The sequence below is a fragment of the Chitinophaga sp. sic0106 genome (assembly GCF_019219075.1).
Taxonomy (GTDB): Bacteria; Bacteroidota; Bacteroidia; order Chitinophagales; family Chitinophagaceae; genus Chitinophaga.
The window spans coordinates 572,524-585,160 of record NZ_JAHUWJ010000001.1; the positions used below are offsets into that span (position 1 = coordinate 572,524).

Below are 12,637 nucleotides of genomic sequence, written 5' to 3' on the forward strand. Positions count from 1 at the left end.
AAAAGTTTCTAATCAGGCAGCAAGTAAATTTGCTATATAATTTTCAACGATGTCAGATTTAAAAGTAACACTTATCCAGGCCGACTTGCATTGGGAAGATATTGAAGCCAACCTGCGCATGTTTGACGAAAAGATCAACAGCATAGGAGAGCGGACGGAAGTCGTTTTTTTACCGGAGATGTTTAGTACCGGATTCAGCATGGCGCCGGAGCGCCTGGCGCAGACAATGGACGGAAGCGCGTTTCAGTGGATGAAGAAAAAAGCAGCTGAAAAGAACATCATCATTACCGGAAGCCTGATCATCGAAGAAAATGGTAAATACCTGAACCGCCTGATCTGGATGCTGCCAAACGGCACTTACGGCACCTATGATAAACGCCATCTCTTCGGTTATGCCGGTGAGCATGAGCATTACGAAGGTGGCGACAAGCGCCTGATTGCATCCGTAAAAGGCTGGAAAATAAATCTGAATATCTGCTACGATATGCGTTTCCCGGTATGGGCACGCAACCGCATTGTGGAAGAAACCGGCGCACCGGCTTATGATGTGCTGGTATATGTAGCTAACTGGCCGGAAAGACGTAACACAGCCTGGAAAACCTTGCTGCGCGCACGCGCCATCGAAAATCAGTGCTTCGCTATTGGTGTAAACCGTGTGGGTAACGATGGTAACAACATCTACCACAGCGGTGATACCAGCCTCATAGATCCTATGGGAGAGATCCTCTATGAAAAAGCACATGACCAGGATGTATTTACGTATACCCTTTCCCGTGAGCGCCTGGAAGACGTAAGAAAAAATATTCCTTTCCTCAAAGACGCGGACGCTTTTACCATCTTAGACTAAGCTAATTGTATGATACTGAACGGAATCCATCACATCGCTATCATTTGTTCGGACTATGCACGTAGTAAGGCATTTTATACCGATGTGCTTGGGTTGCGTGTAATCCGGGAAGTATACCGGTCAGCGCGTGATTCCTATAAGCTGGACCTGGCCATTGGCGACCACTATGTAATCGAGCTCTTTTCCTTTCCTGATCCGCCGGCGCGCGTGAGTCGCCCGGAGGCACAAGGCCTGCGCCACCTCGCGTTTGCCGTAGCAGATATAGAGGCGGCTGTAAAAGATTTATCCGCCAAAGGCGTAGTGACAGAGCCTATCCGTATTGACCCCCACACAAACCAACGTTTTACTTTTTTTGCTGACCCCGATGGGCTACCTTTAGAGTTATACGAAGTATAACCTCCTAAAACAGCAGATATGCCCACTTCCTACGTTAACGCTACCATATTTACCGGAGAAGAAGTATTGAAAAACCACGCTGTGACAACCGATAACGGCCTGATTACCAGTATTACACCCACCGAAGATATTCCCGAAGGTCATGAAATCATTGACCTGGATGGGGCCTACCTGGCACCCGCGCTGATCGACTTACAGATATACGGCGGCAACGGGGAAGTTTTTTCCATGTACCCCAGCGTGGAGTCACTGACCGGTACTTACGAATACAGTAAGGCTGGTGGGGCCGCGTACATTATGCCTACGGTGGCTACTATATCTCCCGAAATAATGCTGGAAGCCATGAGAGCGGTAAGAACCTACTGGCAGCAAAACGGAAAAGGGGTGCTGGGTCTGCATCTGGAGGGGCCGTTTATCAATCCCGCCAAAAAGGGTGCTCACCTCACCGAATATATCAAACAACCTACACAAGAAGATATTGACTGGATACTGGAAAACGGCAGCGATGTGGTAAAGATTATTACCCTGGCGCCGGAATGCTGTGATCCCGCACTGGTAAAGCAACTGCAGGATGCCGGCATCATCGTATATGCCGGGCATAGTAACGCTACTTACGCGCAAGCCTATACGTCGTTTGAAAATGGTATCCGTCATGCCACGCATTTGTTCAATGCGATGTCGCCGTTGGAGAGCAGGGCACCGGGGCTGGTAGGGGCTATTTACGACCATCCGGAAGTATATGCCAGTATCGTGGCAGACGGGGTGCATGTGGATTATGCGTCGGTCCGTATCAGCAAAAAAATTATGGGCCGGCGGTTATACCTTATAACGGACGCGGTGGAGGAGAATAAAGACGGCGCTTACATCTACCTGAAAGAAAAAGACCGGTTCGTAAGTGCTACCGGCGTACTTTCCGGTTCACGACTTACCATGCTGCAGGCCGTGCGTAATCTGGCCAATAACGATGTGTGCAGTCTGCGGGAAGCCATCCGGATGGCATCCCTGTATCCGGCAGAAGCACTGGGTATGGCCAATAAAATTGGTCGCCTTGCGCCCGGCTGCGAAGCGTCGTTCCTGGTGATTCCGGAGAATGGGCAGACAACTGTTTATTGTTAATATTTATCTTCGCCCTAAATCTTACATAAGAACGAACGCATGGGCATACCTCAATTTCTTCGGAAAAATCAATATCGAAATCTTTTTTTACTGGGTTGGCTGGTGCTGGGGCTTCTTCAGGCCTGCTTTTCAGAGCTTTGGGACGATGAAGCCTACTATTGGGTATACTCCCGTCATCTGGACTGGGGGTACTTCGACCATCCGCCTATGATTGCCCTCCTGATAAAGATAGGTTACGGTCTGTTTCATAATGAGCTTGGTGTGCGGCTATTGGTAGTGGTACTGAATACCCTCACCTTATGGATTACCGCCAAGCTGCTTAGCAGGGAGGATAACCGGCTGTTCTACCTGATGCTTGGCTCTATGGGTGCCATGCAGGTAGGGGGCATGCTGGCCGTGCCGGATGTACCGCTGATATTTTTTGCAGCCCTTTATTTCTGGGCTTACAAGGTGTTTGTGGATGAGCAAAGTTGGAAGAACACCATACTGCTGGCTATTTCCATGACGCTTATGTTTTACAGTAAGTATCATGGTGTGCTGCTGGTTTTCTTTACATTGCTCTCCAACCTCAATCTGCTGCGTGTTTTCAAATACTACGTGGCGGTAATTATTACTTCGCTATTGTTCCTGCCACACATCATCTGGCAGTATAATCATGGATTCCCGTCGTTACAATATCATTTGGTAGAACGTAATGCATCGCATTATCATATCAGCTTTACGCTGGATTACCTCGCAGGGCAACTGCTGCTCTTTGGGCCGCTGCTGGGCTGGTTGGTGCTTTACTATGCGTTTATTTGTCCGATTCAGCATACGTTCGAAAGGGCGCTGAAGTATTCGGTGATCGGGGTGCTGGTATTTTTTATGATCAGTACCTTCAAAGGCAGGGTAGAGGCTAACTGGACGGTGATGTTGTTTACGCCGGTGCTGATCCTGGCCCACCAAACGATTAAGCGCAAAGGCTGGAAAGGGCGCGCATTCCTGTACAGCTTACCGGCTACCTTGTTGCTGGTGCTGGTAGTTAGGGTATATATGGTATGGGATTTTATGCCGGGAACCGAAATCCGGCCAGAGATTCACCATAACCGGGAATGGACTTCGAAAGTGGCTGCTGCTGCGGGCGACAGGCCTGTGGTGTTTATGAACAGTTACCAGTTGCCGTCCAAATATATGTTTTACACCGGCAACCTTTCCTATAGCCTGAACTCCCGCTATTCCCGCCGTAGCCAGTATAATTACTGGGATACAGAAACGCAGCTGTGGGGTAAGCAGGTGGTGGTTTTCGGACCTAATCTGCCTATTACTGACAGTGTGGTAAGCGGACGTGGAACCTGGGATTATTATGTAGATTCTGCTTATTATTCCTATAATCTTATCCAGCTGAAACCTGCTGCCACGCAGCTTAAAGTGAGGAGGGGCGAGCATTACAAACTGGTAGTGGCGCCGGAGAACTGGTATCATCGTCCGGTGCCTATTAACTGGAAAAATGAACCGGTGATTGGTTATGGATTTACGTCTAAAGATTCTGCCTATGCGCCGGTTAAAACCGAGCTGACCTTGGCCAGGGCCATCAGCAGGCGGTTGACGAGCATGGAAGTGATTATGCCGGATAAGCCAGGTAAGTACCAGCTGAAATGCAGTGTGTTTGCGGATCCTATGCCACCAACGCATAATAGCCAGGTGATTCAGGTGATCGTTGAATAAAACTTTTTTATAGATGCAAAAGGGGCGTGGACCTGCGGTCCACGCCCCTTTTGCATTTTGCCCGTCGTCATCGGTGACGGGCAGATGCAAAAAAAATTATTGTTGGAAGGCGTTCCAGCCTTGTGACACCAGTTTAAATTTGTTCCCACCTTTGGTGATGATGTGAGCGCCTTCGCTGATATCGGCCATATAGCCTACTACGCTGATTTGTTCATTGAGTACGATTTTATCGTAATCTTCCTGCTTCATGGTAAAGAGCAGTTCATAGTCTTCACCACCACTGAGAGCGCAGGCGGTAGGGTCCAGGCCAAATTTGAGGGCCATTTCCTTGCTTTCCTGGGAGATGGGAATTTTATCTTCATACAGTACTGCACCGAGGTTGCTCTGTTTGCAGATATGCAGTATTTCTGAGCTGAGGCCATCGCTGATGTCCATCATGGAGGTTGGCTTGATATCGCTTTCTGCCAGGAACTGGATAATATCTTTTCTGGCTTCCGGTTTCAGCTGCCGGCCTATGATATAGGTTTGATCTTCCAGGTCTGGGGCCAGTTGTGGATTTTCCAGGTAGATTTTCTTTTCTCTTTCAAGAAGCGTCAATCCAAGGTAGGCTGCGCCGAGGTCGCCGGATACGCAGAGCAGGTCGCCTTTTTGAGCGGTGGACCTTTTAACGAACTGGTCAGGTGTTACTTCTCCGATGGCGGTAACGCTGATTACCAGTCCTTTCTGCGAGTTGCTGGTATCGCCGCCGATGAGGTCCACACCGTATTTTTCGCAGGCGGCATACACGCCTTCGTAAAATTCGTTGAGGGCTTCGAGGGAGAAGCGGTTGGAGAAAGCGATGCTGATGGTGATCTGGGTAGGGGTAGCGTTCATCGCGTATATATCGGAGAGGTTTACTACCACTGATTTATAGCCCAGGTGTTTCATGGGTACGTACATGAGGTCGAAGTGGATACCTTCCACGAGCATGTCAGTACTGATCACGGTTTGCTTGCCGAAGTGATCGATAACGGCGGCATCGTCGCCAACGCCGAGGACGGTGCTGGCATTTTGTATTTCTATATTCCGGGTGAGATAGTCGATTAAACCAAATTCACCGAGGTCGTTTATTTCTGTTCTTTCCTGTTCCATAACTATTTCCCGTTTACGAGGTCTTGCAATGCTTGATGGATATGGCCGTTGGTGGCCAGTATTGTTTTCTGGTATGGGGAGTATCTGTCACCGTTATAGTCGGTTACTTTACCGCCTGCTTCTTCCACGATGAGGAAACCTGCTGCGGAGTCCCATGCCTGGAGATGGTGTTCGTAGAACCCGTCGAACCGGCCGCAGGCTACCCAGCAGAGGTCGATCGCTGCGGAGCCGAGTCGGCGCACCGGCAGTCCCATTTTGATGATGCGTTCAAATACCACCATTGGGTTATTCAGGGATTCTTCCCATTTGTAGGGAAAGCCTGTTACGAGGAGGCATTGGTTAAAGTTGCCGTTTTTGGATACCTGGATAGGTTTATCGTTCAGGGTGGCGCCTTTACCTTTTTCAGCCACGAAGAGTTCGTTCATGAAGGGGTTATAGACCGCACCGAGGATCATTTCTCCGTCTTTTTCCACACCGATAGACACGCAGCAGATCGGTACACCGTTTGCGAAGTTTACGGTGCCGTCGATAGGGTCGATGATCCATTTGATATTGGATTCGGAGGGGATTACACCTGCCTCTTCGGAGAGGATGAAATGGTCCGGAAAGGCGCTGTGAATCACTTCAATGATTGCCTTTTCAGACTTCTTATCCGCCTCGGTAACGAGGTCGTTCAGGGAGCTTTTGCTGCTCACCTCAAAAGGGCCGTTAAAATATTGTTGCAGTATTTTTCCGCCGGCTTCAGTAGCTTTGAGCAAGGTTGCTTTTAACATGCGGCAAAGGTAAATATCAATTACGACATAGTGATGGCTTAAATGTCTCCCACAAAGGGGGAATTCGCAAATCGTAATAATATTCGATATTTTTGCAGTTCAATAGGAAAATTAATGGCCATTATAGGAAATCTTATTTCCAGGTCGCTGAGGATCAGGAAAAAGTTTACATTCAAGTTAGGCACACCGCGGCAGTACCAGCTGCAGGTGTTGCATCGTTTGCTGGAGAAGGCCAAAGACACTGAATTCGGACGCCATTATCAGTTCCAGGACATCCTGGATAACCCAAACTTTATAGGGCAGTATAAGGACAAGGTACCTGTGCACAACTACACCAAAATGCATAAAGAATGGTGGTACAAGTGCCTCGAGGGGGAAGAAAATGTGAGCTGGCCCGAGAAAATTAAATACTTCGCGCTGAGTTCCGGCACTTCTGAATCCGCCAGTAAACATATTCCGGTTACTAAGGATATGTTAAAAACGGTGAAGAAAGTGGGGGTGAAGCAGCTGTATTCCATGGCTAACTTCAATATTCCGCCAAGATCCTACGAAAAAGGCATTCTTATGCTGGGCGGTACTACTTCACTTTACGAAAAAGGGGATTATTATGAAGGGGATATGAGTGGCATTCAGGCCAAGAATATTCCAAGATGGTTCCGCAGGTTCTATAAACCGGGCGGTAAAATCTCCCGAAAACCAGATTGGGAACAGCGTATTAAGCTGATTGTGCGTAAAGCACGACAGTGGGACGTGGGTACCGTCTGTGGAGTCCCTGCCTGGGTACAGATTGTACTGGAAGAAATCATCAAATACCACGGCGTTAAGCATATCCACGAAATATGGCCTAACCTGGCTATTTATATTCACGGAGGGGTATCCTTTGAGCCATACCGCGACAGCTTCCAGAAGCTGCTCGGAAAGCCGATTACGTTTATTGAAACGTACATGGCATCAGAAGGTTCCTTCGGATTCCAGGCCCGCCCTGGGACAAGGGGTATCAAGCTGGTACTGAACGCGGGTATCTTCTATGAGTTCATTCCGTTTAACGAGGAAAACTTTGATGCAGAGGGAGAGGTAAAACCGAATCCTAAGTCTTACATGATCAATGAGGTGGTGGAAGACGTAGAATACGCAGTGATGCTGTCTACCTGTGCAGGGGCATGGCGTTACCTTATTGGCGACGTAGTGAAGTTCACTTCCGTGAAGGAGCACGAAATCGTGATTGTAGGCCGTACCAAGCAATTCCTCAGCCTATGCGGGGAGCATATGAGTATCGATAACATGAACAAGGCGATCGATACCGTGCAGAAGAAGCTGGGCATTACCATCAGAGAATTTACGGTAGCAGGGTTCCCATATGAGAACCTGTTTGCACACCGCTGGTATATAGGTACAGACAACATAAATGTGGATGCGTCCAAAGTGCGTGAAATCATTGATCAGACGCTTGCGGAGGTAAATGATGACTATGCGGTGGAAAGAACATCTGCGTTGAAAGATGTGTTTGTGGAAGTATTGCCTAATGAGGTGTTTATTGATTACCTCCGTTGCAAAGGCAAGGAGGGAGCCATGAACAAGTTCCCGAGAGTGATGAAGGGTGAGAAGCTGAAGGACTGGGAAAAATTTTTGGAAGGCAAAACCGTTAAGCAGTAATCATACAATCAGCACCAGGATAAGTAAAGCATGATAGCAGCAATAATAGCAGGATTAGGTCTGGGATTGGTATTATCGGTTTCTGTGGGCCCTGTAATTTTCGCTATAATCAAATACAGCGTAAATAATGGCTTCAAGGCCGGTATTGCCTTTGCTTTAGGAGTGTCCATCAGTGATGCATTTTATGTGACAATCGGAAATCTGTCTACCGCGTTTATTGCCGACCTGACAGAATACAACCGTTACATTGGTATCTGCGGAGGATTGCTGTTAATAGGTATGGGATTGTACTCTCTGCTATTTAAAAAGGTGAGAATCAGTACCGGTGAAGAAAAGCCGGAGATGTTCCGGACGCACGACTATCTGAAAATATGGCTGGCCGGGTTTCTGATGAATACCCTGAATCCGGGTGTTATTTTGTTCTGGCTGCCCATCTGTATTGCTTATGCGGGTCAGGCAACCTCCTACAAGATTGCGATGTATGGCATTTGTTTGACGATGGTGGTATCGATGGATATTTTGAAGGTATTTGTGGCCGACAGGATCCGTCATAAACTCACTTTAACGAATGTTACCTGGCTGAACAGGATATCAGGGATCAGCATGATCATATTTGGCCTGGTGTTGATGTACAAGATATTCCTTGATCCGTCCGGGTTAGGGCATTGATGAAACCAGGGGCATGGCTTCCGCGCGTAGCGCGGTTATCACAAAACTGGCACCGAAGGTGTCAGGGAAAATCGATAATAATTTATCAAAATAAAAAGGTGCTGCGGATCCCCGCAGCACCTTTTTGATATTATGAAATAAAGCAGTGTTACTTGATGGTCCAGGTTTCATTACCTGCGAAGAGTTTATCAAGGTTTCCAGGACCTTTTCTGTCGAGTACGTCAGAAAGCTGGAAAGACATGATCTCTTCGTAGGTAGGGCGATGTGCCTGATAGAACACACCGAAAGGACGTGGTAAATGTCCTTCTACACGAGGATCATCGAACATGCGGGTAAGCAGTTGTGCTTTCAGGAAGTCGTTTTCGTCGTGAACCCAGAGGTCATCAGCGCTAAAATCAGCACCGATTTCTACAACTACTGGTTTCAGGCCGTCGAAGCGGATACCTTTGTTTTTCTGGGCACCAAAGATGAGTGGTTTACCCTGTTCCACAAAGATAGTTTCATCGCCTTTTGTAGACTTCTCTGTAAATACTTCAAACGCACCATCATTAAAGATGTTACAGTTCTGGTAAATTTCCAGGAAAGAAGCGCCTTTATGGGCGTGGCTACGTTTCAGCATCTCCTGGAGGTGTTTAGGGTCACGGTCCATACTGCGGGCAATAAAGGTGGCATCAGCGCCCATGGCCAGTGCCATTGGGTTAAACGGATGGTCGATACTACCGAAAGGGGTGGACTTGGTAACTTTATTAGCTTCAGAGGTAGGGGAATACTGGCCTTTTGTTAAACCATAGATCTGGTTGTTAAAGAGCAGGATATTCACATCAAAGTTGCGGCGCAGCAGGTGAATGGTATGGTTACCACCGATGGAGAGGCCGTCACCGTCGCCGGTAACGATCCATACACTCAGTTCAGGGCGGGCAGCCTTTAAGCCGGAGGCAATGGCGGTAGCGCGACCATGGATCGAGTGCATCCCGTAGGTGTTCATGTAGTAAGGGAAGCGGGAAGAACAGCCGATACCAGATACAATCACAATATTTTCACGTGGCACGCCCAGTGCAGGCATGATGGTTTGAACCTGTTTTAATATAGAGTAGTCACCGCAGCCCGGGCACCAGCGCACTTCCTGGTCGGTGGCAAAGTCTTTAGCCGTTAAGGCCTGCGGAGCTATAGTTGCTGTTGACATTAGAATGGATTAAATATATGTTTTATATAGAATGTAAAGTTACGACAGATCGCTGGAAAATAAGTATCACTGCGCTGTCAATTCTTCCCAATATTCTGCTGCTCTGCGTGTGTGCGGGATAACGATTGTTCCGCCTACAATATTCGCTACTGCAAAAATTTCATACATCTCTTCAGTGGTGATGCCTTGCTCGTAGGACTTACCCAGGTGGTATTTGATACAATCATCGCAGCGCAGTACCATAGAAGCCACCAGGCCCAGCATTTCCTTTGTTTTGGTGCTTAAGGCGCCTTCTGCATAGGTATTGGTATCCAGGTTAAATAAGCGGTTTATCACCTTATTCTGTTTGCCCAGAATCACGTCATTCATCTTAGCTCTATACTCATTAAACTCCTCGATGGCTTTTCCCATATATATGCTGTTTTATAATGTGATAAATTTGTTTTCCAGGCATTAAAGCTATGAAAGGATTTACAAATATAGATTAATCTACTGGTTAAGTAGACTGTGCGGGCTATAACGAGTGTTTATGCGTCATAACTAAAAGTTATAGCAAGTAATACAGCCTCTCTTAATTACGTTTCAGCCGGACCTTCGGTGCGGCTGATGCAGGGGCTCCGCAGCAGCCCCTGGTAGCGGGATGGAAAAGCACGCCACGATCCCGGATGGGTTCAACCCTTCTAAAGCCGGAGCTTAACTGTCGCCGCATGAAAGATAACAACCTACGATCAGCAGGCTGGTTTCCCGGATGCCAACGCCATGCGGCAAAAGAGGACGGTGCCGCGCACCCTCCCAAATGATGCCTTCGGCATCATTCTCCAACAAAAACCAATGAAGCCCTATTAAATTAATAGACTATTCGTATCTTAATCAAACACAAAACCCACATCTTCCAACAATCTGAATCTGTTATGACCACATCACCTATCAGTCAACTGATGGCGGCCTTATTGCTGCTAAGCGGCATTGCCAGCGGGCAAACGAAGAAACTATCCGGCTTCCCCGACAGCCTCGCTGCGGCGCAGCTACGCCTGGAAGCACAGTTTGACCAGCACCTGAGCAGCGCCAGCATAGGCGCCACCATTAAAGAATTGGCCTCACAGCCACACCACATCAGCTCCGCCAGAGGAAAGGAAGTAGCCGAAGAAATCAAACGCCGCTTCAACAGCTACGGCTGGGACGCCTCCCTGGTTACCTACCAGGTCCTGTTCCCCATTCCGCAGGAACGCGAGCTGGAACTCGGCGGCGCCAAGCCCTATAAGGCCCTGCTGAAAGAGCCTGCCCTCCCGGAAGACGCCACCTCCGGCCAGCAAGGACAGCTGCCTACCTATAACTGCTGGAGTGCCGACGGCGACGTGAAAGCAGGGCTGGTATTCGTTAACTACGGCCTCCCGGAAGATTATGACTACCTGCAGCGTGTAGGCATCAGCGTTAAAGGCAAAATAGTCATCGCCAAATACGGCCGCTCCTGGAGAGGCATCAAACCCAAAGTAGCACAGGAACACGGCGCCATCGGTTGTATCATCTACTCCGATCCCCGCGATGATGGCTACTATAGCGGTGATGTATATCCGAAAGGCGCCTTCAAAAGCGAGCATGGCGTGCAACGCGGCTCCATCATGGACATGGTCATTTACCCCGGCGACCCGCTAACACCCAACATCGGCGCTACAGCGGATGCCAAACGACTCACAAAAGAAGAAGCACCCAATCTCCTTAAAATACCAGTCATACCCATCAGCTACCACGATGCAGCCCCGTTGCTGCAATCCCTCGAAGGCCCCGTGGCACCTGAGGACTGGCGCGGCGGCCTGCCCTTTACCTACCATATAGGCCCTGGCACCGCACCGGTACACCTGAAAATGAAATTCGACTGGCAGATACGCCCCTGTTATAACGTAGTTGCTACGCTCAAAGGCAGCAAATACCCCGATCAATGGATTGTGCGCGGTAATCACCATGATGCCTGGGTAAACGGCGCCGCAGATCCTATCAGCGGCATCGCAGCCATGCTCGAGGAAGCCAAAGCCATCGGGGAGCTGGTCAAACAAGGGAATAAACCCGCCAGAACCCTCGTGTACTGCGCCTGGGATGGCGAAGAGCCCGGCCTGATGGGCTCTACAGAATGGGTGGAAGATCACGCAAAAGAACTACAGGAAAAAGCAGTGGTATACATCAACTCCGATAACAACGGCCGCGGATTTATGAACGCCAGCGGCTCCCATGCGCTGGAAACCCTCGTCAATGAAGTAGGACGCGATATCATTGACCCACAAACCAACGTCAGCGTGCTGGCCCGCCGGCAGGCACTGGATGCTCTCAGAGCCACCACCCCCAAAGCGAAGAAAGAAAAACTCGCGAAGCAAGGCATTAACATCAATGCCATGGGCTCCGGTTCCGACTACTCCTCCTTCCTGCAGCACCTTGGTGTACCATCGCTGGATTACAGCTATGGTGGCGAAGATGCCGGTGGGGAATACCATTCCATCTACGACTCCTATGATGATTACCGTCGCTTTAAAGACCCCACTTTCGTATATGGGGTAGCGTTGTCAAAAACAGCGGGGCATACGGTACTGCGTATAGCCAACGCCGTTAATGTGCCGTTCGACTTCCGAAGGCTTTATGAAACCATCAACACCTACGCATCGGAACTCTCCGATCTCTCTAATAACCTGAGAGAAGCTACTGCAGTGGAAAATCAGCTTATTAACGAGAACAAATATGGTTTGGCAACAGATACCGCCAAGCACCTGGCGGCGCCATCCCCCAAAGATCCGGTGCCTTACATCGATTTTTCGCCGCTGCAAAATGCACTGGCAGGGCTGGACTCCGTGACGCAGCAACTGGCAAACCGTCCGCAAGTCGCTAACAGTGAAGCGGTGAACAAAGCGTTGTATCAGGCGGAACAGCAGCTGCTGTATCCCGGCGGACTACCAAACCGTTCGTGGTACAGGCATACGCTGTACGCGCCCGGGTTTTATACGGGTTACGGTGTGAAAACAATTCCGGGGGTGAGGGAAGCAATTGAGCAGCGCAGATGGAAAGAGGCGGATGAGCAGATTAAAATTGTAGCGGCGGCTCTTAACCGGTTGTCAGGGTATTTGCAACAGCAGGTACTTTAATTTGGGGGAGGGACCGAAGGCCTTCGTATAACCTTTCATG

11 protein-coding genes are annotated in these 12,637 nt (G+C 49.0%); 7 read left to right on the plus strand and 4 right to left on the minus strand.

Translation table 11 applies throughout. The features are described 5' to 3' along the window. The first annotated feature begins 49 nt into the window (after positions 1–49). Genes KW844_RS02455 through KW844_RS02470 form a run of 4 tightly spaced genes read left to right on the plus strand, consistent with a single transcriptional unit; the run spans position 50 to position 4,063 of the window. Entirely contained in the window at positions 50–847 is a 798-nt protein-coding gene (locus KW844_RS02455) for an amidohydrolase (RefSeq protein WP_218375112.1), read from the plus strand. A 9-nt stretch (positions 848–856) separates the two neighbouring features. Next, positions 857–1,243: a VOC family protein gene (locus KW844_RS02460; RefSeq protein WP_218375113.1), complete on the plus strand. Its 387-nt coding sequence runs from the start codon at positions 857–859 to the stop codon at positions 1,241–1,243. An 18-nt stretch (positions 1,244–1,261) separates the two neighbouring features. Next, positions 1,262–2,359: an N-acetylglucosamine-6-phosphate deacetylase gene (gene nagA, locus KW844_RS02465; protein ID WP_218375114.1), complete on the plus strand. Its 1,098-nt coding sequence runs from the start codon at positions 1,262–1,264 to the stop codon at positions 2,357–2,359. A gap of 39 nt (positions 2,360–2,398) precedes the next feature. Beyond that, complete coding sequence (locus tag KW844_RS02470; RefSeq protein ID WP_218375115.1) at positions 2,399–4,063, plus strand: glycosyltransferase family 39 protein; 1,665 nt, start codon at positions 2,399–2,401, stop codon at positions 4,061–4,063. A gap of 96 nt (positions 4,064–4,159) precedes the next feature. Here KW844_RS02470 and thiL read toward each other — a convergent pair whose 3' ends face one another. Both thiL and KW844_RS02480 read right to left on the minus strand, forming a co-directional pair. Next, positions 4,160–5,194, minus strand: a complete 1,035-nt coding sequence (thiL, locus tag KW844_RS02475) for a thiamine-phosphate kinase (RefSeq protein WP_218375116.1) — start codon at positions 5,192–5,194, stop codon at positions 4,160–4,162. Between the two features lie 2 nt (positions 5,195–5,196). Further along, positions 5,197–5,967, minus strand: coding sequence for an inositol monophosphatase family protein (locus KW844_RS02480; protein ID WP_218375117.1), 771 nt, complete (start codon positions 5,965–5,967; stop codon positions 5,197–5,199). A 114-nt stretch (positions 5,968–6,081) separates the two neighbouring features. On the opposite strand from KW844_RS02480, the gene KW844_RS02485 reads away from it, so the two are divergent. Continuing rightward, positions 6,082–7,620, plus strand: coding sequence for a GH3 auxin-responsive promoter family protein (locus KW844_RS02485; RefSeq protein ID WP_218375118.1), 1,539 nt, complete (start codon positions 6,082–6,084; stop codon positions 7,618–7,620). 30 nt (positions 7,621–7,650) lie between these two features. Next, a complete protein-coding gene (locus KW844_RS02490) occupies positions 7,651–8,289 on the plus strand; it encodes a LysE family translocator (RefSeq protein WP_218375119.1) in 639 nt (212 codons plus the stop codon). Between the two features lie 148 nt (positions 8,290–8,437). On the opposite strand, the gene KW844_RS02495 is transcribed toward KW844_RS02490, so the two are convergent. Together KW844_RS02495 and KW844_RS02500 are read right to left on the minus strand one after the other, a co-directional pair. Then, on the minus strand, positions 8,438–9,472 hold the full coding sequence (locus KW844_RS02495; protein ID WP_218375120.1) for a 2-oxoacid:ferredoxin oxidoreductase subunit beta: 1,035 nt from the start codon (positions 9,470–9,472) through the stop codon (positions 8,438–8,440). A 66-nt stretch (positions 9,473–9,538) separates the two neighbouring features. Then, complete coding sequence (locus KW844_RS02500) at positions 9,539–9,883, minus strand: carboxymuconolactone decarboxylase family protein (protein WP_218375121.1); 345 nt, start codon at positions 9,881–9,883, stop codon at positions 9,539–9,541. 500 nt (positions 9,884–10,383) lie between these two features. Between KW844_RS02500 and KW844_RS02505 the strand changes: the two genes are divergently transcribed. Then, positions 10,384–12,597 carry a transferrin receptor-like dimerization domain-containing protein gene (locus tag KW844_RS02505; protein WP_255578120.1) on the plus strand — a complete coding sequence of 738 codons (2,214 nt, stop codon included), beginning with the start codon at positions 10,384–10,386 and terminating at the stop codon, positions 12,595–12,597. Positions 12,598–12,637 lie beyond the last annotated feature (40 nt).

What these genes read in the sequence shown, in the direction of transcription:
- KW844_RS02505 (WP_255578120.1), top strand. Translation starts at nt 10,384, where the DNA reads ATGACCACATCACCTATCAGTCAACTGATGGCGGCCTTATTGCTGCTA.
- KW844_RS02485 (WP_218375118.1), top strand. Translation starts at nt 6,082, where the DNA reads ATGGCCATTATAGGAAATCTTATTTCCAGGTCGCTGAGGATCAGGAAA.
- KW844_RS02495 (WP_218375120.1), bottom strand. Translation starts at nt 9,472, where the DNA reads ATGTCAACAGCAACTATAGCTCCGCAGGCCTTAACGGCTAAAGACTTT.
- KW844_RS02455 (WP_218375112.1), top strand. Translation starts at nt 50, where the DNA reads ATGTCAGATTTAAAAGTAACACTTATCCAGGCCGACTTGCATTGGGAA.
- KW844_RS02480 (WP_218375117.1), bottom strand. Translation starts at nt 5,967, where the DNA reads ATGTTAAAAGCAACCTTGCTCAAAGCTACTGAAGCCGGCGGAAAAATA.
- nagA (WP_218375114.1), top strand. Translation starts at nt 1,262, where the DNA reads ATGCCCACTTCCTACGTTAACGCTACCATATTTACCGGAGAAGAAGTA.
- KW844_RS02500 (WP_218375121.1), bottom strand. Translation starts at nt 9,883, where the DNA reads ATGGGAAAAGCCATCGAGGAGTTTAATGAGTATAGAGCTAAGATGAAT.
- thiL (WP_218375116.1), bottom strand. Translation starts at nt 5,194, where the DNA reads ATGGAACAGGAAAGAACAGAAATAAACGACCTCGGTGAATTTGGTTTA.
- KW844_RS02460 (WP_218375113.1), top strand. Translation starts at nt 857, where the DNA reads ATGATACTGAACGGAATCCATCACATCGCTATCATTTGTTCGGACTAT.
- KW844_RS02490 (WP_218375119.1), top strand. Translation starts at nt 7,651, where the DNA reads ATGATAGCAGCAATAATAGCAGGATTAGGTCTGGGATTGGTATTATCG.
- KW844_RS02470 (WP_218375115.1), top strand. Translation starts at nt 2,399, where the DNA reads ATGGGCATACCTCAATTTCTTCGGAAAAATCAATATCGAAATCTTTTT.